The organism is Oecophyllibacter saccharovorans, assembly GCF_006542375.1.
GTDB classification, from domain to species: domain Bacteria; phylum Pseudomonadota; class Alphaproteobacteria; order Acetobacterales; family Acetobacteraceae; genus Oecophyllibacter; species Oecophyllibacter saccharovorans.
On the sequence record NZ_CP038143.1, the window covers coordinates 1464623 to 1490388 of the forward strand.

Here is a 25766-nt window from a genome sequence, read left to right on the forward strand (position 1 = left end):
GCTCTGGTCTGTCTCGCTCGATCCAATCTGGCTCGATGCCGTCAGGCTTGATTCTGGCCGGTTCGAATTCAGTCGCTCAGACTCCGTCATTCTACCCGTCGAATTCTGTCCGTTGAGTGACGTTTTATTAATCTGGTACGCTTTTACAGCTATCCTTCTCTTATGAGAGTGACAACCCCTACTTTGCCATCACGCGAGAACGTGAACGCCGCCCCCGCTCAGCTGCGGTAAGAGCCGTTGATGTCGATGTAGCCGTGGGTGAGATCGCAGGTCCAGACGCGCGCTTTTCCCTGGCCCAGGCCCAGATCAACGGTGAGACGGATTTCAGGCTGCTTCATCGAGGCGTCCACCTGTGCTGCGTCATAGCCTTCGACGACCGTGCCGTGGCGGGCGACCCAGATGCCGTTGATGGCCACGGACAACCTGTCGCGGTCAGCCGGCTCCCCGCTCTTGCCCACGGCCATCACAATGCGCCCCCAGTTCGCGTCCTCTCCGGCCACAGCGGTCTTGACGAGGGGGGAATTGGCGATCGCGCGTGCGACCTGCCGCGCCGAGTGGTCGCTTTCAGCGCCTTCGACGCAGACCTCGATCAGTTTCGTCGCCCCTTCGCCGTCGCGCACGACCAGCAGGGCCAGCTCTTCCATCAGGCTGTCGAGGGCGGTGCGGAAATCATTGAGGAGGGGATCAGCGGCTGAAGAGACGGGGGGATTGTCGGCCTGGCCGGTGGCGAAAAGCAGGACCGTGTCGGAAGTTGAGGTATCGGAATCGACAGTGATGGCGTTGAAGCTGGTCTGCACGCCTTCATCCAGCAGGGTCTGGAGCACCGGCTGGGACAGACGGGCATCAGTGACGATATAGGCCAGCATGGTGGCCATGTCGGGCGCCACCATGCCCGAGCCCTTGGCGATGCCCTGCAGCACGACGGGCGTGTTGCCGATGCGCGTCTCCCGCCGGGCGGCCTTGGGGAAGGTGTCGGTGGTCATGATGGCGCGCGCAGCCTGGGCCCAGCCGTCCTCGCTCAGTGCCTGATGGGCTGCGGGCAAGGCGTCGCGAATGGGCTGGACGGGCAGGACCTCGCCGATGACGCCGGTCGAGGAGAGAAAGACGTCTTCAGGGGGGCAGTCCAGCATGGAGGCGACCGCGCCGGCACTCTGGCGGACTGTCTCCTCACCCTTTCTGCCAGTGAAGACATTGGCATTGCCGGAATTGACCAGCAGCGCGCGTGCCGTGGGCGAGCTTGCCTGGGCCATGCGGCACCATACGACCGGCGCGCCCGGGCAGCGGTTTTTCGTATAGACGCCTGCAGCGGTGGTGCCGGGGGCGAAAACCGCCAGCATCAGGTCAGGCCTGCCGCGGTAGCGGATTCCTGCTGCGACCGCGCCCAGCCGCACGCCCCGCACTGCAGAGAGCGCGGGCAGGGGGCGGGCCAGGGGAGAGACGGGCGGCGCACCGGATGACGTGGAGGCCATGGCAGGCTCAGGCTCCGGATCGGGGCCCGGGCGGCCCGGTTGGGCGCGCCCGGGCCGCTTGGGAGAGGGGGTTATTTGGCCGGCTGGGCAGCAGGCTTGGCGGCAGCGGCAGGCGGCTGGGCCATCGGCTTGCCGTCAGCATTGTAGTAGACGACCTTGACGTCCTTGCTGGCCTTGTCGATGACCTGGCGGATGCCCTGGCGGACCAGCTCGTTCTTGATGTGGTCATGCGCCTGCTCCAGCGTCGGCACCGGCACCATGCGGGTGCCGAGCACCTGGATGACATGCCAGCCGTACTGCGTCTGGATCGGGGTCTGGGAGATGGTGCCCGGCTTGAGCGAGAAGGCCGCCTTGGAGAAGGCCGGGATCATGTCGCCCTTCTTGAACCAGCCGAGATCGCCGCCGTCATGCGAAGCGGTGCCCTTGTCAGCTGAAAGGGTGGCGGCCAGCTTGGCGAAATTCGCGCCGTGGTCGCGGTCGAGCTGCTTGATGATGTCCTTGGCCTGCGCCTCGGAATCCACGAGGATGTGGCGCGCATGCACCTCTTCCTCAGGCTTCTGGTTGGCGTAATGCGCGTCGTAATAGGCCTTGATGGCCGCTTCGTTGATCTTGGGCGCGATCTGCTGCTCGAGATAGGCGTTCTGCAGCACGTTGTCGGCCGCAGCGGTCATGGCGGCCTTGACGGCGGGCTTGTCTTCGAGCTTTTCCTTCTCGGCCATGATCTGGACGACCTTCTGGTCGATCAGCTGGTGGGCCAGGAGAGACAGCAGAAGTTCCGGCTTCATGTTGAGCTGGCGCACTGAAGGGGGCAGGCTCTGGGCGGCGCGCTGGATGTCGCCGAGCGTGATCTTCGCGCCGCCAACGGTGGCGATCAGCATGTCGGGGTTGGCGGTGCGGGCCGGCTGGGCAGCCGGAGCGGCAGGCTTGGCCGGAGCGGCGGGGGCAGCGATGGCTGCGGTGCCGGCAAGAAACGTGCAGGCAGTCAGGGCCGTGACGGCCAGGGAGCGGGAAAGCCGCATGGAATACCTCGTGCTGTGGATCGCGAAGATTATATTATAAAGACACTTCTACCCCGCCAACATGACAAAGCCCGGCCCGGCCCGCAAGCGTTTCCTGTCATGGTCGGCTATAGTCGGCGCGATGCTGGCGCCCGGTCCTGGCCTGGCCCCGGCTTGACCCTGGGCGCGGGCGTGCTTATTTCCAGCAGACATGACCATGAGTATCTGCGCCCCCGCCCGGCAGGACCCGGGTGGACAGGCAGCAGGACGTCACCGCCGGCCCAGCGCTGCCGGCGCGGCCCGCCAAGCAAGAGATGCGGGCGCGTTCCTGCCGGGCCGCGGAACCAGCGCCAGCAGTCAGGGATCTCCATGTTCGCACGCCTCGCCCGCGCCGTCTTCGGCTCCGCCAATGACCGCCTCCTCAAGGGGTACCAGCGACGCGTGCCTGAAATCAACGCGCTCGAGCCCGCCATGCAGGCGCTGAGCGACGCTGAGCTCAGCGCCAAGACCGCTGAATTCCGCAAGCGCCTGGCAGACGGGGCTTCCCTTGATTCGCTGCAATGCGAGGCTTTCGCCGTCTGCCGCGAGGCCTCGCGCCGCGTGCTGGGCAAGCGGCATTTCGACGTGCAGCTCATCGGGGGCATGGTGCTGCATGACGGGCGCATCGCTGAAATGCGCACCGGCGAGGGCAAGACCCTCGTGGCCACCCTGGCGGTCTATCTCAACGCGCTGACCGGCAAGGGCGTGCACGTGGTGACGGTCAATGACTACCTGGCCGGTCGCGATGCCGCCGAGATGGGCAGGCTCTACAGCTTCCTCGGCCTGACCACGGGCGTCATCATCCCCAACCTGCCCGACGACCAGCGGCGCGCGGCTTACGGGGCTGACATCACTTACGGCACCAACAACGAATTCGGCTTCGACTACCTGCGCGACAACATGAAATACACGCAGGAAGAGATGGTCCAGCGTGACTTCAACTATGCCATCGTTGACGAGGTGGACAGCATCCTCATTGACGAGGCCCGCACCCCGCTGATCATCTCAGGCCCTGCCGAGGACAGCTCCGACCTGTACCATGCGGTTGACGAGGTGATGAAGGAGCTGGTCCGTGACCCGGTCAATTACGAGAAGGACGAAAAGCACCGCACCGTCATCCTGACCGAGGAAGGCACCCACCGGGTCGAGGAACTCCTGCAGGAGGCGGGGCTGCTGCAGGAGGGCGGGCTTTATGACATCCACAATGTCGCGGTGGTGCACCACGTCCAGCAGGCCCTGCGCGCCCACACGCTGTTTGCGCGCGACGTGGACTATATCGTGCGCGACGGCAAGCTGATCCTGATCGACGAGTTCACCGGCCGCATGATGGACGGGCGCCGTTATTCCGAAGGGCTGCACCAGGCGCTGGAAGCCAAGGAGCATGTGGAGATCCAGCAGGAGAACCAGACGCTGGCTTCTATCACCTTCCAGAATTACTTCCGCCTCTATCCCAAGCTTTCGGGCATGACGGGCACCGCCATGACGGAAGCCGATGAATTTGCCGAGATCTACAACCTCACGGTGGTGGAGATCCCCACCAACCTGCCCGTGCGCCGCCATGATACCGATGACGAGGTGTATCTCACGGCTGCCGAGAAATTCCAGGCCGTGGCCAATCTCATCAAGGAGGTGCACGCTACCGGCCAGCCCATCCTGGTCGGCACCACGTCCATTGAGAAGAGCGAATACCTCTCGCAGCTGCTACGCCAGCAGGGCGTGCCCCACAACGTGCTCAATGCCCGCCACCATGAAAAGGAATCGCGCATCGTGGCCCAGGCCGGCATGCCGGGTGCGATCACGATCGCGACCAACATGGCCGGGCGCGGCACCGACATCAAGCTGGGCGGCAATCTGGAGATGATGGCTGACGCCGTGCGCGAGGATGAAGCCGACGAGGCGCGCCACCAGGACCTGATCGAGCAGTTGCGTGCGCGCGTGGAGGCTGACCACGAGACCGTCCACAAGGCGGGGGGGCTTTATGTGATCGGCACGGAGCGCCATGAGAGCCGCCGGGTGGATAACCAGCTGCGCGGGCGCTCGGGACGCCAGGGGGACCCGGGCAATTCACGCTTCTTCCTGTCGCTGGAGGATGACCTGATCCGCATCTTCGGCACCGACCGGATGGGCGGGATGATGCAGAAGCTGGGCCTCAAGGAAGGCGAGGCGATCATCCATCCCTGGCTGAACAAGGCGCTCGAGAAGGCGCAGAAGAAGGTCGAAGCGCGCAATTTCGACATGCGCAAGAACACGCTGAAATATGACGACGTCATGAACGACCAGCGCAAGGAGGTCTATGCCCAGCGCCGCGAGTTCATGAATGCGAGCGACGTCTCCCCCATCATCGCCGAGACGCGCCAGCACGTGATCGAGGACCTGGTGGAAGCGCACATCCCCGAGAAATCCTTTGCTGAGGCCTGGGACATGAAAGGCCTGCACGATGAGCTGCAGACCGTGCTCAACCTCGACCTGCCCGTGGAGGAATGGGCGCAGGAGGACGGGATGGACGAGGAGCACATGATCGCCCGCATCGAGGAGGCCGCGCTCAAGGCCCATGCGGCCAAGGCGGCTGCCCTGGGGCCTGAAATGATGCGCCTGGTGGAAAAGCACGTGCTGCTGCACTCCTTTGACGGGGTGTGGAAAGAGCACCTGCACGCGCTCGACCAGCTGCGCCAGGGCATCGGCTTGCGCGCCTACGGCCAGCGCGACCCGCTCAATGAATACAAGCGTGAGGCCTTCCTCATGTTCACCTCCATGCTTGCCGAGATGCGCCGCCAGGTGATGCAGACCCTCTCGCGCGTGGAGGCCGTCGCCCCGCCGCCCGTTGAGGAGAGCACGCCTTTCCCGCCTTCATTGCCTGGTGAAGGACCCGGCTCTGGACAAATGGGCCTTGGGCAGGAGGGCTTTGAGCAGGCAGGCTCTCCTGCGGCTCTGGCGCCTGGGGAAAGCGAGGTGGTTGATGCCGAGACCCTGGCTGAGTGGAACGCCGGCACGCCGCGCAATGCACCCTGTCCCTGCGGCTCGGGGCTGAAGTTCAAGCACTGCCATGGCCGGCTCAGCTGAAACTTTGACTTTTATTTTCCAGACGGATTTTTCCCCAACAGATTAAGGACCAAGAGGCAACTCCCATGGCAGGCCATTCCCAATTCAAGAACATCATGCACCGCAAGGGGGCGCAGGATGCCAAGCGCGCCAAGCAGTTCGCCAAGGTTATCCGCGAGATCACGGTGGCGACACGCGCCGGCCTGCCCGACCCTGCCATGAACCCCCGCCTGCGCGCCGCCGTGATCGCCGCGCGTGAGGTCAATATGCCCAAGGACACGGTGGAGCGCGCGATCAAGAAGGCCTCTGGCGCTGCCGGAGGGGAGGATTACGCGGAGGTCCGCTACGAGGGGTACGGGCCTGCCGGCGTGGCCATCATCGTCGAAGGCCTGACCGACAACCGCAACCGCACCGCGTCTGACGTGCGGGCCGCCTTCTCCAAGCATGGCGGCTCGCTGGGGGAGACCAATTCCGTCTCCTTCATGTTCCAGCGCGTCGGCGTGGTGACCTACCCGCTGGAGGCCGGCAGCGAGGAGGAGATGCTGGAGGCCGCCATCGAGGCCGGGGCCGACAATGTGGAGACCACCGAAGACGGCCACGAGATCCTCACCGACATGGAATCGCTCATCAGCGTGCGCGATGCGCTGGAAGGGCGCTTCGGCGAGCCGCGCTCGGCCAAGCTGGACTGGCGGCCTGAAACCTCCACACCGCTGGATGAGGAGAAGGCCCGTTCCGTCTTCAAGCTGATCGACACGCTGGAGGAAAATGACGACGTGCAGGCCGTCTACGCCAATTTCGAGCTCTCCGACGAGGTGGCGCAGGCCCTGGCCGCCGACTGAGCGCGCCCCTTACTGAAAAACGGAAACCGGGAAATCTTGGCTGATCGTCTTGAAATTGTGCGTCTCATGGGGCTGGATCCCGGCCTGCGCTATACGGGCTGGGGGGTGATCGAGGCGCGTGGCAGCCAGCTGCGCCACGTGGCGGACGGGGTGGTGGCAAGCCAGGCCGGCGACCCGCTGCCGCTGCGCCTGCGCGCGCTTTATGAAGGGCTGCAGGCGCTGGTGGAGCGCTACCGCCCGGCTGAGGCGGCGGTGGAGCGGGTGTTCGTCAACCCCAACGGGGCTTCCACCCTCAAGCTGAGCCAGGCGCGCGGCGTGGCGCTGCTGGTGCCGGCCCTGGCGGGGATCGTGGTGGGGGAATACACCCCGCGCGCGGTCAAGAGTGCTGTGACAGGCAGCGGGGCGGCCACCAAGGAGCAGGTGGCCATGATGGTCAGGCAGATGCTGCCTGCAGCTTCAATGAAGCAGGCCGATGCGTCCGACGCGCTGGCCATTGCGATCTGCCACGCCCATCACCGCGCCAGCCACAGCCGCCTTGCGGTCCTGGGTGCGGCAGGTGGGGCCCGGCCTGGCTCTGAAATGCGCATAGGCGCGCAGGGCCAGGGATTGCCGGAAAGGCGCAGGGGATGATCGGGCAGCTGACGGGGCTGGTGAGCCAGGTCGAGCAGGACCGTTGCCTGGTGGATGTGAACGGGGTCGGTTACGTGGTCTCGGCCTCCACCCACACGCTTGCCGCCCTGGCGCGCCCGCCTGAGGTGGCGCGCGTGCTGATCGAGACGGTGGTGCGCGAGGATGCCATCCAGCTCTTCGGCTTCTCCACGCCTGAGGAGCGCAACTGGTTCTGCCTGCTGACCACCGTGCAGGGCGTGGGCGCGCGCGTGGCCCTGGCCATCCTGTCGGTCAACCAGCCCCAGGCCCTGCTGCAGGCGGTTAATGCGGGCGACAAGCAGGCCTTCACCCAGGCGGCGGGCGTGGGGCCGAAACTGGCTTTGCGCATCATCACTGAACTGCGCAGCAAGGTTGCGAAAATGCCCGGCCTGGCCGGCGCCGGCGGTACTGGGGCCATGGCTCCGCTGGCCGAGGGCGGGGGAGAAGCAGGGCTGCAGGCAGACGTGCTGATGGCGCTTGAAGGGCTGGGCTTCCGCCGTGCTGAGACCTGGCCCGTGGTCAGCCGTCTCATGGCTGACACGCCTGACGCCACGCTGGACCAGATCCTCCGCCAGGCCCTGCAGGAGCTGGCGCGGTGATGGCACAGCAGGATCACGGTCAGGATCAGGGTCATGATGACGGCTGGGTGGACCTGCCGGGCAGCCGTCCTGCCGCAGGAGGCCCGGCCCGTCAGGCCGGTGCCGCTTCCCGGCGGGAAACCGATGGCGCGCGCCAGGAGGAGGATGCGCCTGAGGCGGCCCTGCGCCCCCAGAGCCTGGCCGAGTTCACCGGGCAGAAAGCCAGCCGCGAGAACCTCGCCATCTTCATCGAGGCGGCGCGCGCGCGCGGCGAGGCGCTGGACCACGTGCTGCTGCACGGCCCGCCCGGGCTGGGCAAGACCACGCTGGCGCAGATCGTTGCGCGCGAGCTGGGAGTGGGGTTCCGCGCAACGTCAGGCCCTGTTATCCAGAGGGCGGGCGATCTTGCGGCCATCCTGACCAACCTGCAGCCCCGCGACGTGCTGTTCATCGATGAGATCCACCGCCTGCAGCCGGCCATTGAGGAGATTCTCTACCCCGCCATGGAGGATTTCCAGCTCGACCTGGTGATCGGCGAGGGGCCGGCTGCGCGCAGCGTGCGGATCGACCTGGCCCCTTTCACTCTCGTTGCGGCCACCACGCGGGCCGGGCTGCTGGCGACCCCCCTGCGGGACCGATTCGGCATCCCGCTGCGCCTGGTGTTCTACACACCCGACGAGTTGCGGCTGATCGTGCTGCGCGGGGCAGGCAAGCTGGGGATGGAGCTGACCGAAGAGGGGGCGGGCGAGATCGCGCGGCGCTCGCGCGGCACCCCGCGCATTGCAGGCCGCCTGCTGCGGCGCGTGCGTGACTTCGCCCTGGTGGCCGGCAAGGGCCGGATTGACCGCCAGACGGCTGATGCCGCCCTGTCGCGCCTGGAGGTGGACGCCCAGGGCCTCGACAGCATGGACCGCCGCTACCTGCGCCGCATTGCCGAGCACCATCACGGCGGCCCTGTAGGCGTGGAGACGCTGGCTGCCGCCCTGGCCGAGGCGCGCGACACGCTCGAGGACGTGGTGGAGCCGTATCTGATCCAGGAAGGCTTCGTGTTGCGCACCTCGCGCGGACGCATGCTGGGCGAGCGCGCCTGGCGTTATCTGGGCCTGACCCCGCCCGCTTCCTCCACGACGCCCACCCTGTTCTGAGGGGGATTTGCCGACATGGCCGCCCATGAATGCCGCTTCCGGGTTTACTATGAGGATACTGACGCGGGCGGGGTCGTCTATCATGCCCGCTACCTGGGCTTTGCCGAACGTGCCCGCGCCGAGGCCCTGCGCGCATTGGGCCTGCCTGTGGGCTGGCTGGCACGCCAGAAGCGCCGCCTCTTCGTCGTGCGCACCCTCAGGGCCGACTACCACGCCCCTTTGCATCTGGACGAAGAGATGCTGGTCGAAACCGAGCTTGACCAGATACGCGGGGCGCGGCTTGTGCTGGTGCAGAGGATCTACCGCCTTGACCCCGACCCTTCTCCGGGAAACGGGCCCCGGCCGCAGGGAGACGCGCCGGCGCGCCACTTGGCCGTCACGCTGGAGGTGACGCTGGCCTGCCTGGATGCCGACAGCATGAAGCCGGCCCGCATTCCGCCATATTGTTTGCAGAAACTGGCCCGGCTGGCCCCTTGAAGTCACACTCTAAGGCCACACTGGGAAGGATTTTCCGCCCAAAGCGCCTTCTTGCCGGTTGATCCCCTTGACCCTGTTGACCTGCGGGGCCATTGACCTATTGATCGGCCGGGCGATTATCCGGGCGCGCCCTTCCCGGTTGCGCCAGTCTGCAGGCGGCCGTGTCAGTCTACAGGGAATTCAGGAGAGAGCAGAGCGTGGACCAGCCAGTAAGTTCAACCCCGTTGGCCTCCGTGGCCGCAACGGATCTGTCGCCCATCCATCTCTTCCTGCATGCCTCGCTCGTGGTGCAGATCGTGATGGTGGGGCTCATTCTCTGCAGCATCTTCGTCTGGGCGGTGATTGCCGAGAAGGTCCTGCTCCTGCGCCGCGTCAACCGCGAGGCCACGGTGTTTGAAGACCGTTTCTGGTCCGGCGGCTCGCTTGACGACCTCTATGACAGCGAAGGCGCGCGCCCGACCAATCCCATGGCGGCCGTCTTCGGCGCGGCCATGGGCGAGTGGCGCCGTTCCTCGCGCATTGCGGGCATCGACATGTCGCGCGGCAGCACGCAGGAGCGCATCGACCGCGCCATCAACATCACGATCGCGCGCGAGAACGACCGGCTTTCGCGCTACATGACGCTGCTTGCCACCATCGGGCCGGTGGCCCCCTTCGTCGGTCTGTTCGGCACGGTCTGGGGCATCATGCACGCCTTCAGCTCCATCGCCACCATGCACAACACCAATCTTTCCGTGGTCGCGCCGGGCATTTCCGAAGCCCTGTTTGCCACCGCCCTCGGCCTGCTGACCGCCATTCCGGCCTATGTCGCCTACAACCTGCTCAGCCGCGCCATCGATAATTTCGACGAGCGGCTTGAATCCTTCGGCACGGAATTTGCGGCCATCCTGTCGCGCCAGTCCGAAGAACGCATCGCCGGGAGGAACTGAGGCCCATGGCGCTCGCAGGAAGAGGGGGCAACGGCCGCCGTCGGCGCAGCCGGCCGGAAGCAGAGATCAACGTCACGCCTCTGGTTGACGTCATGCTGGTGCTGCTGATCATCTTCATGGTGGCCGCTCCCATGATGACCAGCGGCGTCAATGTCGACCTGCCCAAGACCAGTGCCAGCCCGGTCAACAACGACAACAAGCCCCTCACGGTTTCCATGAAGGCCGATGGCACGATCTATCTCGGCGATGAGCGCGTCACGCCTGAAGACCTGGTGGCCCGGCTCAAGGCGGCTTCCGACAATGACCCGACCCGGCGCATCTTTGTGCGCGCTGACGCCAAGATCGATTACGGCCAGGTCATGGGGCTGATGGGGCGCATCACGTCAGGCGGCTTTACCCATGTGGCCCTTCTGGCCCAGCAGCCGGCCGGCGAGCCTTAAGGCACCATCGTGCTTCCGCCCAGCTATTCCACGCCTTCCCCCTCTGACCCGCCTGACCCGCGCGCCGGCTTCTACAGCCGCGGCGCGGATTGGGACGACGGCCGCGCCGCCCGCGACGGGCTGAGGGCGCAGGCCATCCTGCCCAGGGACGGTGAGGCGGGGGCTGAACGCCATTTCGAGCATGTCGGCGTCGGCGTGTCGGTGCTGGCCCATCTGGGGCTGGTGGCGCTGCTGCTGTGGCCGGCTGGTGAAATGCCGCCGCCCCCGCCGCCTGCGCCGCAGGTGGAGATGGTGTTCGACAGCGCTGCCGTGCCTGCCCAGCAGGGAACGGGCCAGCCCCATGCGGCGCAGAAAAGCCCGTCCCCCAGGCCGCCCGCGCCCCAGGAGACGCCTGAGCCGCCTGCTCCGCAGCCGCCCACGCCCAAGCCGCCTGAACCGCCCCCGCCAGCCCCCCCGCCGCCCCGGCCGGTCAGAGCGACGCCCAAGCCCGTGCACAACCAGCCCAAGGCGCAGGTGCACCAGCAGGCGGAGCTGCATGAGAAGGGCGAGGTCGCGCCCAAGCCTAAAACCCATCCCAAGACCGAGCCTGCCAAGCAGCAGGCGGATGTGAAGGCGCCTGAAAAGCACGTCGAGAAAACCAGCGAGAAGAGCACCACCTCGCACACGACCCAGGCGCATGAGACCAAGAACACCCAGGCGGACAGCAATTCCCTGCTGGCCACGCTCGACAGTTTCCGCTCGTCTGAAAAGCAGTCCCGCCCTGCCAGGGCGGCAGCCAACCCCCATTCTGGCGGCTCGCCCAAAGGCGGGGGCTCGCCTGACAGCGACACGCGCGCGCTGAGCGGGGGCGAGCAGCGGGCCATCGGCGGCTCGGTGCGGCGCTGCTACGAGGAGGACACCGCAGCCAAGAACTATGCGAGCTTCACCGCCCACCTGATCGTGACGGTGGATTCGAGCGGCGAGGCCCGCCTGGCCACCTTCGCGCCCGAGACAGCCGCGCGCATGGCCCGTGACCCGAGCTACCGCGTCCTGGCCGAGCGCGCCCGCTCAGCGGTGCTCAGCCCGACCTGCTCGCGCCTGCCGGTGCCCAGGCGCCTGCTGGGCCAGACGCGCCAGTTCCGCTTCGTGTTCCGCCCCTGAGGGGCCGCTCTTCCTGCAGGCTATCTTCCTGCAGCGGGGGACAGCTGGTAGGATAGCCCGTTTTTACCCGGCCGCTGCAGAGGCAGAAAGCTGCGTGGCCCTTAACCTGTCACAAATGCCTGGCACAGATGCGTGTCACAGAGTGCAGTAGATTGCAGAGGTTGCTTCATGTCCCGTTCGTCTTCCCGTTCCACGCCGCCCCTGATCACGGACCCCCTGATCACTGACATGATGGCGCAGGACCTGGCCGATCATCTGGCCCCGCTTCCGCTCACGCGCCGCTCGGTCCTGGGGCGCGGCCTGGCGGGGGCCGCATTGCTGGGCACCTCGCTTGCCGCCCTGCCGGGCGGTGCGCGCGCCCAGTCAGCCGGCGCTGACCAGGGCGCCGGGGAGATCACGGTGGACCAGGCGCACCAGGCGCCCATTCCCATCCTCATCCCCGATTTCGGCCCCGGTCTGGGCGACCGGATCTCGCAGGTCATCTCCAATGACCTTTCAAGCACCGGCCTGTTCCGGGTCATTCCGGGCGGCAGCCTGCCTGCCAATGCCCGGCCTGATTTCGCTGCCCTGAAGGCGCGCGGCGTGCGGGCCGCGGTTGCCGGCAGTGCGACAGGCGACGGCAGCGTGCGCGTCGAGATGCGTCTGTGGGACGTGCTGAGCGGCCAGCAGCTGCAGGGGACGGCCTATACCGCCTCTGAAGCCAACTGGCGGCAGATCGCCCATCTCATCGCCGATGTCATCTATGAGCGGCTCCTGGGCGAGCCCGGCTACTTCAACACGCGCATCGCCTACATTGCGCGCACGGGCCCCCACCGCCACCAGGAGACGCGCCTTGCCATCATGGACCAGGACGGCGCCAACCCCCACATGCTGACCGATGGCCGCTGGCTGACGCTCGAGCCGCGCTTCGACCCCTCGGGCAGCCAGCTCGCCTTCCTGTCCTACGCCAACAACCGCCCGCGCGTTTACCTCTACAACCTGCGCTCAGGCCAGCAGAGCCTGCTGGGCTCCTTTGAGGGCATCTCCTACGCGCCGCGTTTCGCGCCCAACGGGCAGTCGATCATCCTGGCCGTCACCACGCCCAATGGCGGCTCGGACATCTATACGATCGACCTGGCCTCCCACAGCCGCCGCCGCCTGACCTCGGCTCCGGGCGTCATCGACACCAGCCCCTGCTACAGCCCTGACGGCCGCCAGATCGTCTTCAACTCCGACCGCGGTGGCAGCCCGCAGCTCTACATCATGAACGCCGATGGCAGCGGGGCGCACCGCATCTCCTACGGCCAGGGCCATTACGGCTCGCCCGTCTGGTCGCCGCGCGGGGACCTGATCGCCTTCACGCGCATCAATCACGGCGCCTTCTCGCTGGGCGTGATGAACCCTGACGGCACGGGCGAGCGCATCCTGACCCAGGGCTTCACGGTGGAAAGCCCGAGCTTTGCGCCCAACGGGCGGGCGATCGTGTTCTGCCGCCAGTCCGCCTCGGGCAGCGGCGGGGCCGGCTTCAGCTCGCGCCTGGGCGTGATCGACGTTGCGGGCTTCAACGAGCATGAACTGCCGACCAGCACCGGCGCTTCCGACCCCGCGTGGTCGCCTTTCCGCAACAAATAAAAACGCTTTTTGGTGCCACTCCCGTTGCGCGGCTTCCTGGCTGGCGGGGCGGGGGTGGTACCAGCAGGGGCGCCAACAACCCGCCAGCGCCAAGAAGCCCAACCACAAGAAGCGGGCACTATATTTCGTTAAACCCGGTTCAGGAGAGGCCCGGTCAGGAAAAAGTGTGACATATCTGACGCCATTTCCCGGTAGAACAGCAGGATTCCAAAAGAGAGCCCCGCGCTTGCTTGACAGATAACTTGCTGAGGGATTAGGCCGGAAGTAGAGACATGTCCGTTCTGACTGGAAACATTTCAACTGGACCGTGTTTCCTTCTTTAAAACCCACCCAATTTCGATTTCGAAAGTTGTGGGCTTACTTCAAGGTAGAAGACATGACAATTAAGGCAATTGGTGTGAGGACGATGACCGCTCTGGCGCTGGGGCTGGCTCTTGCAGCCTGTAGCAGCAGCACCGGCGAGGGCGGCAACGGAAGCGGCAACGGCAACAATTCCGGCATGACGAGCAATGCGCCCGTTCCCGGAAGTGAGGCCGATCTGGTCGCCACGGCAGGGGACCGGGTGTATTTCGCCCTGAACCAGAACACGCTCAGCCCCGAGGCGCGCGAGACGCTCGACAAGCAGGCGGCCTGGATGAAGCGTTATCCGCAGGTCAACGTCCTGGTCGCCGGTAACTGCGATGACCGCGGCACCCAGGAATACAACATCGCCCTGGGCCAGCGCCGCGCCAATGCCGTGCGCAACTACCTGCAGGCGCAGGGGATCGCGCCCAGCCGCATCTCCACCATCTCCTACGGCAAGGATCGCCCGACCGTTGACGGCGACAGCCAGGATGCGTGGGCCCAGAACCGTAACGCCATCACCTCTGTTCAGTAAGAACCGGGTTCTGGTCCGGGCGGGCGTGAAGCGTTCTGACGCGCTTGCGTGCCTGCCCGGGCAACCCGCAATGAGGTTCCTGGCAGCCAGGGTTCATGACCAGGTTTCATGAAAAGAAAGCCGGCCTCCTTGCAGGGAGCCGGTTTTCTTGCTTTCAGGGTAAGGGCTTTGCGAAGGGCTGCCTCTGGAGGTGCGCCTGGTGAATGACCCTGTTGAAGCTGCGCTGTGACTTTTATGACCTTCGTTCGGGAAATCCGTCTCATGATGCGTTCCTTTCCTCTCCGCCTTGCCGGTCTGGCCCTGGTCGTGGGCCCGCTGATGTATTCAGTCTCTCCGTCCGTTCTGCTTCCGGCCCAGGCCCAGGAACTGACGCGTGACGAAATCCTCCGCCAGCACCAGGAGCTTGCGCGCGAGCACGGCCAGAGCCTGGGCCAGCCGGAAGCCATGCCAGCCGGCGGGGAAGATCTGGATGCGCCCGCAGAATCGCCAGCGCCCCGCTCCAGCCGCCGTGCCGCACGCCGCCAGTCCGGTGAGGGCGTGGAAACGGAAGGCTCTCTCACCGCCCAGCTGCTGACGCGCGTCACCTCGCTTGAAAACCAGGTGCGCCAGATGCAGGGCCAGCTCGAGCAGCTGACCAATGAGGTGCACCGCAACCAGGCTGATGTGACCAAGCAGATCGGCGACATGCAGTTTGCCGCCCAGAACGGTGGCGGCGGTGGGCTGGGCGGTGGTGCGGCAGCGGTTGAGAGCCCGCGTGCGGCCCGCGCCCCGGCCGCGGTGGAAAAACCGGCCCCCCGCGCTGAGGAAACGCCGCGCACTGCAGCGCAGTTCCTCCAGGCGGCCCGCACGGCCCTCAGGAGCCATCATTACGCCGAATCCCTGTCTGCAGCCCAGCAGGCGCAGAGCCTGAGCCACAGCTCTGCCGAGCGCAGCGAAGCGCTCTATGTGGAGGCGCAGGCAGCAGCAGGGCAGAAGAATTACCGTCAATCCGCCGTCGCCTATTATGACGCTTACGGCAAGGCCCCCAAATCAGCCCGTGCGCCTGGCGCCTTGCTTGGGGTATCGGCCTCCATGCTGGCGCTGGGCAACAAGGGCGCTGCCTGCCAGGCGCTCGACAAGCTGCAGAAGGAATTCCCCGCAGCTTCTGCCAGCGTGAAAGCCTCTGAAAAAGCCTTCCGCAAACGGGCTGCCTGTCCCTGAACCCTGCAGATGCCCAGCCTGTAGGAGAAGTGGAGTTTGCCGCGCTGATGACGCGCTGCGGGGCGGATTTTCTTAAAGTGCTGGATCTGCCCGTGGCGGTGGGGGTTTCAGGCGGGGCCGATTCGATGGCGCTGGCCTGGCTGACCCATCGCTGGGGCGGGCGCGTGCTGGCCTTCACGGTTGATCACGGCCTGCGCCCTGAAGCCGCCCAGGAAGCCCGGCTGACCTACGAACGCCTGCAATCCTGCGGAATTGCGTGCCGGGTCCTGGTGCTGGAAGGGCTGGGGACACGCCGCCTGCAGGAACGCGCGCGCCAGCACCGCCTGGCCCGGCTGGAGGAAGCCGCCTGGCAGGCAGGCGCGCCGGCGCTGCTGCTGGCCCATCACCGCCACGACCAGGAAGAAACGCTCTGGATGCGCCAGCAGGGCGGGAGCGACTGGCCGGGCCTGCAGGCCATGGCGGCGAGCGCGCTGCGCGGGCGGGTCGCTGTGCTGCGGCCCCTGCTCGGGATCAGCCCTTATCGCCTGCGCGCCACCCTGCGCCAGGCCGGCCTGCCCTGGTGTGAAGACCCCTCCAACCACAACCGGCGCTTTGAGCGCGTGCGGGTGCGCCAGGACCTGGGGGCCTCACAGCGCCAGGACCTGCACGACCTGCGCGACCGCGCCCTCAGCGAAGCCGGGGCCGAGGAAAGGGCGGTCGCTGGCCTGCTGGCTGAGGCCTGTCGCTGGGAGCCTGAAGGCTGGGTGTCGCTTGCGCCAGGCCTCCTGCAGGCAGGGGGGGAAGCGCTGGCGGTTTCAGCTTTGCGCCGCCTGGTCCGGCTGGTGGGCGGCAAGGCTTATCCGCCTTCCCGCCAGGCCACTGCTGCCCTGCTGCAACGCGGGGGCGGCAGCCTGGGCGGTGCAGTGCTGGGCGCGCGGCGGGGGCGCTGGCATCTCGTGCGCGAGGGGCGGGGCCTGCCAGCCGTGCCGCTCACGGACCAGCTGCTCTGGGCCGGTCGCTGGCGCTACGTGGCGGGGCCCGAGCCCCTGGGGGAGGCCCGCGCACCGCTCCTGTGCGCCCCGCTGGGCTCGCACGTCGCCCAGTTGAAATCTCCCGCGCCTGAATCTTTCGTGCCCCGCGCTGCCTTGGCCGCCCTGCCGGGGATCTGGCAGGGAGGGCGGCTGGTGGCGGTGCCGGCCGGCATGCGGGGGCTGCAAGAGAGCGGCCGCCCTGCCGTCTCCTTCATATGGGAGAGCGGCGTGCCGGTGACCGGGGCGCGCCTGCTGGACTGAAGGGGCGGGTTTTTTGGGGAGAAAACGCCCATACCAGGCGCTTTTCTTGCGTTTCAGGGGTGGGAAGCGGGCGAAAGCTGCTTATGTTTAGAAAACTGGACCAGAGCAAAAAGGTCCTGTTTTCAGCGCCCCTTTTTGGGGGCGGGCAGGGCCCTGCAGGATTGTTGAGAGAAGTATGAAAAACATCAGCCGTAACGTTGCGATCTGGGTGGTTGTGGTCATGACCGCAATCGTCATGCTGACCGCCCTGCAGCCCGGCGGCAGCCACAAGGCGGTCGAGAAGATCACCTATTCCGAATTCCTTCATGACGTGAGCGAGCACGCCGTGAAGACCGTCTCCATCCGGGACCAGAACATCTCGGGCGAGCTGACGGACGGCAAGTCCTTTGCGACCTACGCGCCCTTCGACCCCTCGCTGGTGCACCGCCTGACGGAAGCGGGCGTCGAGGTCACGGCCCAGCCGCCCCAGAGCGACGAGAGCCCGATCATGCGCTATATCGGCGCTTATCTGCCGCTGGCGCTGATGCTGGGGCTGGGCTTCATGATCTTCCGCCAGATGCAGAATGGCGGCGGGGCCAAGGGCGCGATGGGCTTCGGCAAGTCGCGCGCCAAGCTGCTCAATGAAAAGCAGGGCCGCGTGACATTCGCCGATGTGGCCGGCATTGACGAAGCCAAGTCCGAGCTTGAGGAGATCGTCGATTTTCTCAAGGACCCGCAGAAATTCACCCGCCTTGGCGGCAAGATCCCCAAGGGCGTGCTGCTGGTGGGGCCGCCCGGCACCGGCAAGACCCTGCTGGCCCGCTCGGTTGCGGGCGAGGCGAACGTGCCGTTCTTCAGCATCTCGGGCTCTGATTTCGTGGAGATGTTCGTGGGCGTGGGCGCTTCGCGCGTGCGCGACATGTTCGAGCAGGGCAAGAAATCCGCCCCCTGCATTATCTTCATCGACGAGATCGACGCCGTGGGGCGCCACCGCGGCGTGGGGCTTGGCGGTGGCAATGACGAGCGCGAGCAGACGCTCAACCAGATGCTGGTGGAGATGGACGGCTTCGAGAGCAATGAGGGCGTCATCCTCATCGCCGCCACCAACCGCCCTGACGTGCTGGACCCCGCTCTGCTGCGCCCGGGCCGCTTCGACCGCCAGGTCGTCGTGCCCAATCCTGACGTGAGCGGGCGCGAGAAGATCCTGCGCGTGCATATGAAGAAGCTGCCTCTTTCCTCGGACGTTGATCCGCGCGTCATCGCCCGCGGCACGCCCGGCTTCTCGGGCGCTGACCTTGCCAACCTGGTCAATGAGGCCGCGCTGTTCGCTGCGCGCGAGGGCCGCAACAGCGTGACCATGCACCAGTTCGAGAAGGCCAAGGACAAGGTCATGATGGGCGCTGAGCGCCGCTCCATGGTCATGACCGACCAGGAGAAGCGCACCACCGCCTATCATGAAGCGGCCCATGCGATGTGCGCCTATTATTCAGAGGGCAGCGACCCCATCCATAAGGCCACCATCGTGCCGCGCGGCCAGGCGCTGGGCATGGTCATGACCCTGCCTGAGAAGGACAACATCTCCTACAGCCGCAAATGGTGCCTGGCCCGCCTGGTCACCGCTATGGGCGGCCGCGTAGGCGAAGAGCTGATCTTCGGCCATGAGGAGGTGAGTGCCGGGGCCTCGGGCGACATCAAGGGCGCCACCGACATCGCGCGGCGCATGGTCTCGCAATGGGGCATGAGCGACAAGCTGGGCATGGTTGCCTATGATGACCGCGAAGCCATTTCCGGCCGCACGGCCCAGGAAGTGGATGAGGAGGTCCGCAAGCTGGTTGACGAAGCCTATGCCCAGGCCCGCCAGCTGGTGCTGACCCATATCGATGACCTCCACCGCCTGGCCGGCGCTCTGCTGGAATACGAGACGCTGACCGGCGATGACGTGGCGCGGATCCTGCGCGGCGAAGAGCTGGACCGGCGCGAGGGGGAAGTGGAGGTTTTCAGCGGCCGCCGCGGCTCCGTGCCGCCGTCCGGCACGCTGGAGGGCTCTGCGCCGCCGCGTCTCTCAAAAGGGAACGACGACGGCTTTCCGGCCGGCACTCAGCTGGCCTGAGCGGCAGGTCTTTTCACTGAGGCAAAGACAGACGCAGGCCCGTCCCCCAGGGGGCGGGCCTGTCTGTTTGCCGGAGAATATGTAGGGGGTGGGAAATTTTCCGGCCTAGGGCGCGACGGTGTTGCCAAACCGGGCCCTGCCGTCCGATAAGGTGCCGTTGGGTTGTTTGAGGGGCAAAGTGGGGAGCACGGCAATGGGAAAGGCGGGCAGTCAGGTGGGGGAACCGGTGGGCGAGCGGGCGTATTTCGGCACGGACGGGATCAGGGGCACGGCCAATGCCTGGCCCATGACGGTGGAAGTGGCCCAGAAGCTCGGCCAGGCTGCAGGGCTGTATTTCAGCCGGCGCCAGAACCGCCATACGGTCGTTGTGGGCAAGGACACGCGGCTTTCAGGCTATATGATCGAATGCGCGTTGGTGGCGGGGTTTCTCTCGGCCGGCATGGATGTCACGCTGGTCGGCCCTCTGCCCACGCCTGCCATCGCCTTTCTGACCCGCTCGCTGCGCGCTGATCTCGGCGTGATGATCTCGGCCTCGCACAATCCCTATACCGATAACGGCATCAAGCTCTTCGGCCCTGACGGCTTCAAGCTTTCCGACGCGGTTGAGCTTGAGATCGAAAATCTGATGGGCCAGGACATCTCCGCGCGCCTGGCCACCCCCGACCGGATCGGCAAGGCCTCGCGCCTCAATGACGCGGCAGGGCGCTATATCGAGAACGTCAAGGCGTCCTTCCCGCGCGGGCTGCGACTGGACGGGCTCAGGATCGTCATCGACTGCGCCAATGGCTCGGGCTACCGCGTGGCGCCCGCAGCCTTGTGGGAGCTCGGGGCTGAAGTCATCCGCCTCGGCTGCAGCCCTGACGGGCTGAACATCAATGACGGCGTGGGCTCCACCCATCCCCAGGCGTTGCAGGAGGCGGTGCGCAAGCACGGTGCACATTGCGGCATCGCCCTGGACGGCGATGCGGACCGCCTGCTGATGGTCGATGAGAACGGCCAGATCGTTGACGGCGACCAGATCCTGGCCCTGATCGCCACCTCCTGGAAAAAGCGCCGCCAGCTCAACGGGGCGGAAGTGGTGGCAACCGTGATGTCCAATATGGGGCTGGAAGCCTGCCTGCGCGAACACGACCTGGAGCTTTACCGCACGGCGGTGGGCGATCGCTACGTGGTGGAGAGAATGCGTGCAGGCGGCGGCAATCTGGGCGGCGAGCAGTCAGGCCATGTTGTGCTGTCCGATTACGCCACGACAGGCGACGGGCTGCTTGCCGCCCTGCAGGTTCTGGCTGTCATGGTGGAGACAGGCGCGCCTGCAAGCGAGGTCTGCCAGATGTTCAGCCCTTATCCCCAGCTGCTCAAAAACATCCGCTACCAGGGTGCGAACCCCATGCAGCACCCTGATCTGCCGGCCATCTGCCAATGGGCCGAGGCGCGGCTGGGCGACAGCGGGCGGCTGGTGCTGCGCGCCAGCGGCACGGAGCCGCTTATCCGCGTGATGGTTGAAGCGCGGGATGAGGCGCTGGTGCGCGAGGTGGTGGAAGAAGTCAGCCAGCGCATCGAGGGGCTGATCACCGCCTGATCAGTCTCTCGCCACGCTGGCTGGTTTTTACTTACAGAGCCGCCCGGTGAAGCAGCAGCCAGATCAGTGCATGACCTTCACGGCTTTTTTGGTCAGGGTCGGCAGCGGTACATCGCGCGCTTCTTCATGCTCGGCCGTGGCAGAGTGGGGGTCTTCATTGCGGATGACATAGCCGCGGCCCCAGACGGTCTCGATGAGGTGGTCGATGCCGAATTTCTGCAGTTTGCGGCGCAGCTTGCAGACGAAGACATCGATGATCTTCATTTCCGGCTCGTCAATGCCGCCATAGAGATGGTTGAGGAAGGTGTCCTTGGTCAGAACCGTGCCGCGGCGGACGGCGAGCAGTTCGAGAATGGCATATTCCTTGCCGGTCAGGCTGAGGGGCGTGCCGTCAACTGTGGCCATGCGGGCCTCGAGGTTGAGCTCCAGCGGGCCGAGATGCAGGCGGGGCTCGGAGAAGCCGCGCGTCCGGCGGAACAGGGCCTGCAGGCGGGCTGCCAGCACTTCGCGGTCATAGGGCTTGGTGACGTAATCGTCAGCGCCGGCCGAAAACGCGCTCAGCTGAGCCTCAGTGGTGACAACCTCCGAGAGCACGAGCACGGGCAGGTCGATATGCGCCCGGCGCAGGCGCTTGATCAGGCTGGCGCCGTCACAGTCTGCCAGGGCCATTTCAGTGATCAGCAGATCGAAATCATAACGCTGCAGCATGGTCAGGGCTTCAGTGCCGGTAGAGACGGCTTCGATCTGACAGGCCGTGGGGCGCAGCGCCTTGGTCAGGGCTGCGGCAGCTGAAGGATCGCTTTCAACAATCAGGATAAGCATGTTGGTTTCTCCCACATCAATGAAGATGATCTAAAGCTTATTATTTTTCGAATGCAACCCGAGATTGTTTTTAACGGCTCGGATGCACCCTTGTGAAGGGTGGAACCCCACGGAAAACCACCATTTTCTTTAAATATTTTGTCAGCTTTCTAGAGCAGGCATTCATGACTGCTCAGGTCAGCTTTCCTGCCGAAAACCCTGAAAATTCCGCAAGGTGCGCGCGACTCGTGCTGAGCGCATATCTGGTATGTTTTAAAGGCCAAAAGGGACAACCTCTGCAGAAGTTAAGGGTGGTGCAGGTTGTGAAGCGGTTGTGCCCATGCAACCCGGATTCCGGCACGACGACCGGCGATGGGGCAGGACATACAGCAAGAGCTTTCAAATAGGAATAGAAAGGTACTGTTTTTTTAGCGCAATTTTCATCCACGGTCCTTCAGCCCCTGTTTTTTCGGCGGCGGATCTTTTGCAGATCTTCTGCAGGGACGTACGGATTTATTGACGTGCGGGCGCGCCCAGGCGGTTCAGCTTGCCGCCTGGCTCCGCTACAGTCAGCCCACACAGAAGTTCCAAAGAACCCCCGATGAGAAGAGGTCCGGAAGATGAGCGCAGGAAAACCCCCCAGCCCGGCTGAACTGTCCCCTGAACTGCCTTCTGAATTATCAGAGATCGAGCAGCTTTACGTGGAGCTGGCCGAGGCGGAAGCCAAGGCTGAGGCGCAGCTGGTGGGTGCTGAGGAAGCCCTGCTGGCAGCTCAGCACAAGGCCAGCCATCCGGCCGCCAGTGACGAGATGGTGGAGGCGTTCGGCCGTTGGCTGCCCCAGGGGCGGCGCGAAATCGTTGCGGCCCGCAAGGCGCTGGAGAAGGCGACGCTGGAAAAGGACATGTTCCGCCGCTACTACCTGGCGCGCCAGCCGGTCTGCGCGCCCCAGCGTGATTCAGCCAGGGTGTGACGGGTCAGCCGGCGGGTTTCCGCCATGCGGCTGGGCGGGCAGCAGCGTGGCCAGCTGGGCCGGCGTGCCGAGCAGGGCGCAGACGACAGGATGCGTGCGGTCGCGCACCAGGACCAGGCGCGTCTGCGGGTCGCTGGGGAAGAGATCGCTTTCAAGCGTGAAGATCGAAGGCGGGGCTTTGGGCGCGTTCTCCTGCGCAGCGGGCTTGGCGTGATGCTCGCTCGCTTCAGCCGCCTGGGCCAGCAGGCGGGCTGAGATCTGCTCCAGTGCGGGCAGCAACTTGGTCAGGGCCACTTTCTCTTCCGGCTCGCCCTTGCCGTGATGGCTGAGCAATTCGTCCCATCCGGCCCGGGTGACGAAGACCGGCACGCCGTCAGGCGGGGTTTCGCGTTCGGCGCGCAGGATCCTGCCTTCCTGGGCCAGGGTGAGGATGTCGAGGGCCGGCAGGCTCTCAGGCACCAGCCGAACCTGGCGGGCGCCCTCACTGGTGCTGGCGCCGGCAGCTGAGGTGGGGGGAGCTGCGTGTGTATCCGTTGTATCCGTCATGGCGTGCGACTCCGGCTGAAGGTGGGGGCAGGCGCGTCAGGCGTTGGTGTGAGCGGGGCTGACCCACTCGCCATTGCGCATGAGGGGGGTGACGCGCCCGTCCTTGAGGCCGTCAACGTCGATTGTCGCATTGCCGATCATCCAGTCAACATGAATGAGCGACTGGTTGGCCCCGCGCTCGGCCAGCTCGGCCTCGGTCTGGCCCTCGGCGTTCACCAGGCATTTGGCATAGGCCTGGCCCAGGGCGATGTGGCTGGCGGCGTTTTCGTCAAACAGGGTGTTGCGGTAGAGGATGCCGCTTCTGGAGATGGGCGATGAATGCGGCACCAGCGCCACTTCGCCGAGGTGGCGGGACCCTTCATCGGTGTCGAGCAGGCGCTGCAGCACGTCATTGCCCGTATTGGCATGGGCCTCGGTGATGCGGCCTTCCTCAAAGCGCACCTCGATGCCGTCGATCAGCGCGCCCTGGTGGAACAATGGCTTGCTGCTGCTGACCCGCCCGCTGACGCGCCGGGCATGGGGCGTGGTGAACACCTCTTCCGTGGGGATGTTGGGGTTGCACACCAGCCCGCTGCGCGTCGTCTCCGCCCCGCCGGCCCAGTGGTGGCCGTCTGCCAGGCCGATGCGCAGGTCCGTGCCTTCGCCGCTGAAATGCAGCGCGTCGAACCGGGCCTCGTTGAGCATGCGCGCGCGTGCAAGCAGGGTGGCGTCATGGTCCTTCCAGGCGCGCAGCGGGTCAGGCCCGTCCACGCGCGAGGCGCTGAAGATGCCCTGCCACAGGGCCTGCAACGCCTGATCCGGCGGCAGGTCGGGGAAGACCTGCGCCGCCCAGGCCGGAGTGGCGTTGGCGACGATGCACCAGTTGGTTGCAAACTGGCTGATGAGCTCCATCGCCGGGCGGTTGGCGCGGCTGGCCGCACGGCTGGCGCGCGACAGGTGCTCGGGGTTCTGGCCTGCAAGCAGGGTGGGGTCGCCGCCGGTGATCGCCAGGCGCGCAGCCCCCTCCCTGAAGGCGCGCGCCACGCCTTCGCCCATCCAGGCGGCTGCCGTGTCAAAGCTGGCCTCCGTGCCGTACTGAAAGCGCGCAAGCGTGGTGACGTCATCGCTGTAAAGGGTGGTGACCAGACCGGCCCCCGCCCTGTAGGCGTGCTCGGTGATGCGGCGCACGAGCGGCACAGCGTCCAGCGGGGCCGAAAGCACCACCTGCTGGCCGGGCTGCAGGTTCAGCCCCACCCGCACAGCGACTTCACCCAGGCGGTCGAGAAGCTGGTCGTGGGAAAGGGCGTCCGTCATGGTGCTGGGGTCCTTGCAGCTGGGGGTTCACTGGCCGTTTCAGGCGCGGAGTCCGGTGCAGGCTCCGGGTCGCGCGCCGTTTCGCCTTCCGACACCGGCATGTCGCGGAGGATCTCGTGGAGCGCTTTCACCAGCGCCTGGCATTCATCCTCCGTGCCGATGGTCACGCGCAGCCAGTCCTGCAGGCGCGGCGTGTCGGAGAGGTGGCGGACGAGAATGCCGCGATCGCGCAAGTCGCCTGCCAGTTTTTCGGCCGGTTGGGCGGGATGGCGCATGAGCAGGAAATTGGCGCGCGAGGGCAGCACTTCAAAGCCTGAGCGGGCCAGCGTTTCAGCCAGGGCGTCACGCGTGCCAGCGATGCGGTTGACTGTTTCCTGCAACCATTGAACATCCTGGGTGGCGGCGATGGCGCCTGCCTGGGAGGTGCGGGAGAGGGGATAGGAATTGAAGCTGTCCTTGACGCGGTTGAGCCCTTCGATCAGTCCGGGCGCGCCCAGCGCGTAGCCGACCCGCAGCCCGGCCAGGCCTGAGGATTTGGAGAGGGTGCGCACGACCAGCAGGTTGTCAAAGCGTTTGATGAGCCCGACTGCCGATTGCGCGCCGAAATCCACATAGGCCTCATCAATGATGACCGTGCATTCCCGCTGCGCCTCCAGCAGGGTCTCAAGCGCACTTGCAGGCAGCGCCAGGCCGGTATGGGCGTTGGGGTTGGCGATGACGATGCCGCCGCTGGGCTGCACATAATCCTCCACATGGAGAGAGAAGTCAGGCCGCAGGGGGATGACCTGGTAGGGCTGGTCGTAAAGGGCGCAGTAGACGGGGTAGAAGCCGTAGGTGACATCGGCGAAGAGGGCCGGCCCCCTGTCCTGCAGCAGGGCGCGGAAGGCATGGGCCAGAACCTCGTCGGAGCCGTTGCCGACAAAGACGTTTTCAGCCCCCAGCCCGTGCCGGGCGGCAATGGCCTGGCGCAGGGCCGTGGCCTCGGGGTCGGGGTAGAGGCGCAGGTTTTCGTCAGCGGCGTCGCGGATGGCAGCCAGGGCCCGGGGGCTTGGGGGGTAGGGGGATTCGTTGGTGTTGAGCTTGACCATGGGCGCTGACGGCTGCTCGCCCGGCACGTAGGGGCGCAGGGCGTGAACGCGCTTGTTCCAGAACCGGCTCATGCGGGCGTGGCCCTGTTGTTTACAGCAGGACTTTCCGGGGCCGGGTCCTCAAAAAGCTTCAACCCCTGACGCTGGGCCAGGGCGCGGGCTGAAAGGCCGTCCATATCCGTGCGCTCGGGGTCTGCGCCGTGCTGCAGCAGCAGGCGGGCCATGTTCTCGCGCCCGAACATGATGGCGAACATCAGCGGCGTCCTGCCTGCATGGTTGGGGCGGTCCACTTCGGCGCCATGGGCGATGAGCAGCTCGGCCACGGGCTCCAGCCCCTTGAAGGCCACGCCTGCCAGGGCTGAGGCGCCCTTGTTGTCCAGCGCCTCAGGGTCTGCGCCGCGCTGCAGCAGCAGGCGGGCGGCTTCAAGCTGGTTGTTGTAGGTTGCGACCGTCAGCGGGGTGTAGCCGGCGCTATCGGCGCTGTTGACGGGCATGCCGGCATCGAGGAACTGGCCGAGAAGCTCGGTATCGCCACTGCGCGCGGCTTCGAAAAACAGGGCGGTGATCTGCTCGGGCGTGAAACTCGGTGCCGCCTGCCCCGTGCCGGATTGCGTCATGTGGAGAACCCCTGCTGCGGATAAAGGCTTATTCTAGGCAGGATCGCCGGAGGGAAAAAGCCCAAACATGGCTTAAATATGG

General features: G+C 66.0%; 22 protein-coding genes and 1 pseudogene. 16 read left to right on the forward strand and 7 right to left on the reverse strand.

The window, feature by feature from the left end; all coding sequences use genetic code 11:
- Nucleotides 1-218 precede the first annotated feature (218 nt).
- Nucleotides 219-1469: a bifunctional glutamate N-acetyltransferase/amino-acid acetyltransferase ArgJ gene (gene argJ / locus E3E11_RS06295; RefSeq protein WP_141451644.1), complete on the reverse strand. Its 1251-nt coding sequence runs from the start codon at nt 1467-1469 to the stop codon at nt 219-221.
- 71 nt (nt 1470-1540) lie between these two features.
- Nucleotides 1541-2488 carry a peptidylprolyl isomerase gene (locus E3E11_RS06300; RefSeq protein ID WP_141451645.1) on the reverse strand — a complete coding sequence of 316 codons (948 nt, stop codon included), beginning with the start codon at nt 2486-2488 and terminating at the stop codon, nt 1541-1543.
- Nucleotides 2489-2836: 348 nt separating this feature from the next.
- On the opposite strand from E3E11_RS06300, the gene secA reads away from it, so the two are divergent.
- The 15 genes and pseudogenes from secA to glmM all read left to right on the forward strand — a co-directional run bounded on the left by secA (nt 2837) and on the right by glmM (nt 20368).
- Entirely contained in the window at nt 2837-5566 is a 2730-nt protein-coding gene (gene secA / locus E3E11_RS06305) for a preprotein translocase subunit SecA (RefSeq protein ID WP_141451646.1), read from the forward strand.
- Nucleotides 5567-5631: 65 nt separating this feature from the next.
- Nucleotides 5632-6384: a YebC/PmpR family DNA-binding transcriptional regulator gene (locus tag E3E11_RS06310; RefSeq protein WP_141451647.1), complete on the forward strand. Its 753-nt coding sequence runs from the start codon at nt 5632-5634 to the stop codon at nt 6382-6384.
- A 54-nt stretch (nt 6385-6438) separates the two neighbouring features.
- Nucleotides 6439-6924 (forward strand): annotated as a pseudogene (gene ruvC / locus E3E11_RS06315) (crossover junction endodeoxyribonuclease RuvC); the annotation flags it as partial.
- A gap of 86 nt (nt 6925-7010) precedes the next feature.
- A complete protein-coding gene (gene ruvA / locus E3E11_RS06320; protein WP_141451648.1) occupies nt 7011-7631 on the forward strand; it encodes a Holliday junction branch migration protein RuvA in 621 nt (206 codons plus the stop codon).
- The gene (gene ruvB / locus E3E11_RS06325; RefSeq protein WP_141451649.1) at nt 7631-8755 is read left to right on the forward strand and encodes a Holliday junction branch migration DNA helicase RuvB; all 1125 of its coding nucleotides are present in this window, start codon (nt 7631-7633) and stop codon (nt 8753-8755) included. Before ruvA ends, ruvB begins: the two co-directional genes overlap by 1 nt.
- Before the next feature lie 15 nt (nt 8756-8770).
- Nucleotides 8771-9232, forward strand: a complete 462-nt coding sequence (locus E3E11_RS06330) for a YbgC/FadM family acyl-CoA thioesterase (RefSeq protein ID WP_141451650.1) — start codon at nt 8771-8773, stop codon at nt 9230-9232.
- A gap of 197 nt (nt 9233-9429) precedes the next feature.
- Nucleotides 9430-10161, forward strand: a complete 732-nt coding sequence (gene tolQ, locus E3E11_RS06335; protein ID WP_141451651.1) for a protein TolQ — start codon at nt 9430-9432, stop codon at nt 10159-10161.
- Between the two features lie 5 nt (nt 10162-10166).
- Nucleotides 10167-10601 (forward strand): protein TolR, encoded by a 435-nt coding sequence (gene tolR, locus E3E11_RS06340; RefSeq protein ID WP_141451652.1) that lies wholly within the window; start codon nt 10167-10169, stop codon nt 10599-10601.
- 9 nt (nt 10602-10610) lie between these two features.
- Nucleotides 10611-11741, forward strand: a complete 1131-nt coding sequence (locus E3E11_RS06345; RefSeq protein ID WP_231118866.1) for an energy transducer TonB — start codon at nt 10611-10613, stop codon at nt 11739-11741.
- A gap of 228 nt (nt 11742-11969) precedes the next feature.
- Nucleotides 11970-13352: a Tol-Pal system beta propeller repeat protein TolB gene (gene tolB / locus E3E11_RS06350; protein ID WP_141452195.1), complete on the forward strand. Its 1383-nt coding sequence runs from the start codon at nt 11970-11972 to the stop codon at nt 13350-13352.
- Nucleotides 13353-13728: 376 nt separating this feature from the next.
- The gene (gene pal / locus E3E11_RS06355; RefSeq protein ID WP_141451653.1) at nt 13729-14229 is read left to right on the forward strand and encodes a peptidoglycan-associated lipoprotein Pal; all 501 of its coding nucleotides are present in this window, start codon (nt 13729-13731) and stop codon (nt 14227-14229) included.
- A 261-nt stretch (nt 14230-14490) separates the two neighbouring features.
- Nucleotides 14491-15429 carry a tetratricopeptide repeat protein gene (locus E3E11_RS06360; protein WP_141451654.1) on the forward strand — a complete coding sequence of 313 codons (939 nt, stop codon included), beginning with the start codon at nt 14491-14493 and terminating at the stop codon, nt 15427-15429.
- 29 nt (nt 15430-15458) lie between these two features.
- On the forward strand, nt 15459-16700 hold the full coding sequence (tilS, locus tag E3E11_RS06365) for a tRNA lysidine(34) synthetase TilS (RefSeq protein ID WP_141451655.1): 1242 nt from the start codon (nt 15459-15461) through the stop codon (nt 16698-16700).
- A gap of 175 nt (nt 16701-16875) precedes the next feature.
- Complete coding sequence (gene ftsH, locus E3E11_RS06370; RefSeq protein ID WP_141451656.1) at nt 16876-18789, forward strand: ATP-dependent zinc metalloprotease FtsH; 1914 nt, start codon at nt 16876-16878, stop codon at nt 18787-18789.
- A 193-nt stretch (nt 18790-18982) separates the two neighbouring features.
- Entirely contained in the window at nt 18983-20368 is a 1386-nt protein-coding gene (glmM, locus tag E3E11_RS06375; protein ID WP_141451657.1) for a phosphoglucosamine mutase, read from the forward strand.
- Between the two features lie 63 nt (nt 20369-20431).
- On the opposite strand, the gene E3E11_RS06380 is transcribed toward glmM, so the two are convergent.
- Complete coding sequence (locus E3E11_RS06380) at nt 20432-21190, reverse strand: response regulator transcription factor (RefSeq protein WP_141451658.1); 759 nt, start codon at nt 21188-21190, stop codon at nt 20432-20434.
- Between the two features lie 599 nt (nt 21191-21789).
- Here E3E11_RS06380 and E3E11_RS06385 point away from each other — a divergent pair.
- Nucleotides 21790-22140, forward strand: coding sequence for a hypothetical protein (locus E3E11_RS06385; RefSeq protein ID WP_141451659.1), 351 nt, complete (start codon nt 21790-21792; stop codon nt 22138-22140).
- Here E3E11_RS06385 and E3E11_RS06390 read toward each other — a convergent pair.
- The 4 genes from E3E11_RS06390 to E3E11_RS06405 are packed head-to-tail and all read right to left on the reverse strand — an operon-like array spanning nt 22126 to nt 25684.
- Nucleotides 22126-22686, reverse strand: coding sequence for a hypothetical protein (locus E3E11_RS06390; RefSeq protein WP_231118867.1), 561 nt, complete (start codon nt 22684-22686; stop codon nt 22126-22128). The two genes, E3E11_RS06385 and E3E11_RS06390, sit on opposite strands and share 15 nt — an antisense overlap.
- 36 nt (nt 22687-22722) lie before the next feature.
- On the reverse strand, nt 22723-23979 hold the full coding sequence (locus tag E3E11_RS06395; RefSeq protein WP_141451660.1) for an aminopeptidase: 1257 nt from the start codon (nt 23977-23979) through the stop codon (nt 22723-22725).
- Nucleotides 23976-25139 (reverse strand): histidinol-phosphate transaminase, encoded by a 1164-nt coding sequence (hisC, locus tag E3E11_RS06400; protein ID WP_141451661.1) that lies wholly within the window; start codon nt 25137-25139, stop codon nt 23976-23978. Before hisC ends, E3E11_RS06395 begins: the two co-directional genes overlap by 4 nt.
- Nucleotides 25136-25684, reverse strand: coding sequence for an ankyrin repeat domain-containing protein (locus E3E11_RS06405; protein WP_141451662.1), 549 nt, complete (start codon nt 25682-25684; stop codon nt 25136-25138). Before E3E11_RS06405 ends, hisC begins: the two co-directional genes overlap by 4 nt.
- Nucleotides 25685-25766 lie beyond the last annotated feature (82 nt).

Excerpts from the sequence above, each read along its gene's own strand:
- E3E11_RS06380 (WP_141451658.1), bottom strand. The coding sequence starts at position 21,190 with ATGCTTATCCTGATTGTTGAAAGCGATCCTTCAGCTGCCGCAGCCCTG.
- E3E11_RS06360 (WP_141451654.1), top strand. The coding sequence starts at position 14,491 with ATGATGCGTTCCTTTCCTCTCCGCCTTGCCGGTCTGGCCCTGGTCGTG.
- argJ (WP_141451644.1), bottom strand. The coding sequence starts at position 1,469 with ATGGCCTCCACGTCATCCGGTGCGCCGCCCGTCTCTCCCCTGGCCCGC.
- ruvA (WP_141451648.1), top strand. The coding sequence starts at position 7,011 with ATGATCGGGCAGCTGACGGGGCTGGTGAGCCAGGTCGAGCAGGACCGT.
- E3E11_RS06395 (WP_141451660.1), bottom strand. The coding sequence starts at position 23,979 with ATGACGGACGCCCTTTCCCACGACCAGCTTCTCGACCGCCTGGGTGAA.
- E3E11_RS06310 (WP_141451647.1), top strand. The coding sequence starts at position 5,632 with ATGGCAGGCCATTCCCAATTCAAGAACATCATGCACCGCAAGGGGGCG.
- tolR (WP_141451652.1), top strand. The coding sequence starts at position 10,167 with ATGGCGCTCGCAGGAAGAGGGGGCAACGGCCGCCGTCGGCGCAGCCGG.
- secA (WP_141451646.1), top strand. The coding sequence starts at position 2,837 with ATGTTCGCACGCCTCGCCCGCGCCGTCTTCGGCTCCGCCAATGACCGC.
- E3E11_RS06385 (WP_141451659.1), top strand. The coding sequence starts at position 21,790 with ATGAGCGCAGGAAAACCCCCCAGCCCGGCTGAACTGTCCCCTGAACTG.
- E3E11_RS06300 (WP_141451645.1), bottom strand. The coding sequence starts at position 2,488 with ATGCGGCTTTCCCGCTCCCTGGCCGTCACGGCCCTGACTGCCTGCACG.
- ruvB (WP_141451649.1), top strand. The coding sequence starts at position 7,631 with ATGGCACAGCAGGATCACGGTCAGGATCAGGGTCATGATGACGGCTGG.
- glmM (WP_141451657.1), top strand. The coding sequence starts at position 18,983 with ATGGGAAAGGCGGGCAGTCAGGTGGGGGAACCGGTGGGCGAGCGGGCG.
- hisC (WP_141451661.1), bottom strand. The coding sequence starts at position 25,139 with ATGAGCCGGTTCTGGAACAAGCGCGTTCACGCCCTGCGCCCCTACGTG.
- E3E11_RS06330 (WP_141451650.1), top strand. The coding sequence starts at position 8,771 with ATGGCCGCCCATGAATGCCGCTTCCGGGTTTACTATGAGGATACTGAC.
- pal (WP_141451653.1), top strand. The coding sequence starts at position 13,729 with ATGACAATTAAGGCAATTGGTGTGAGGACGATGACCGCTCTGGCGCTG.
- tolB (WP_141452195.1), top strand. The coding sequence starts at position 11,970 with ATGATGGCGCAGGACCTGGCCGATCATCTGGCCCCGCTTCCGCTCACG.
- E3E11_RS06390 (WP_231118867.1), bottom strand. The coding sequence starts at position 22,686 with ATGACGGATACAACGGATACACACGCAGCTCCCCCCACCTCAGCTGCC.
- ftsH (WP_141451656.1), top strand. The coding sequence starts at position 16,876 with ATGAAAAACATCAGCCGTAACGTTGCGATCTGGGTGGTTGTGGTCATG.
- E3E11_RS06405 (WP_141451662.1), bottom strand. The coding sequence starts at position 25,684 with ATGACGCAATCCGGCACGGGGCAGGCGGCACCGAGTTTCACGCCCGAG.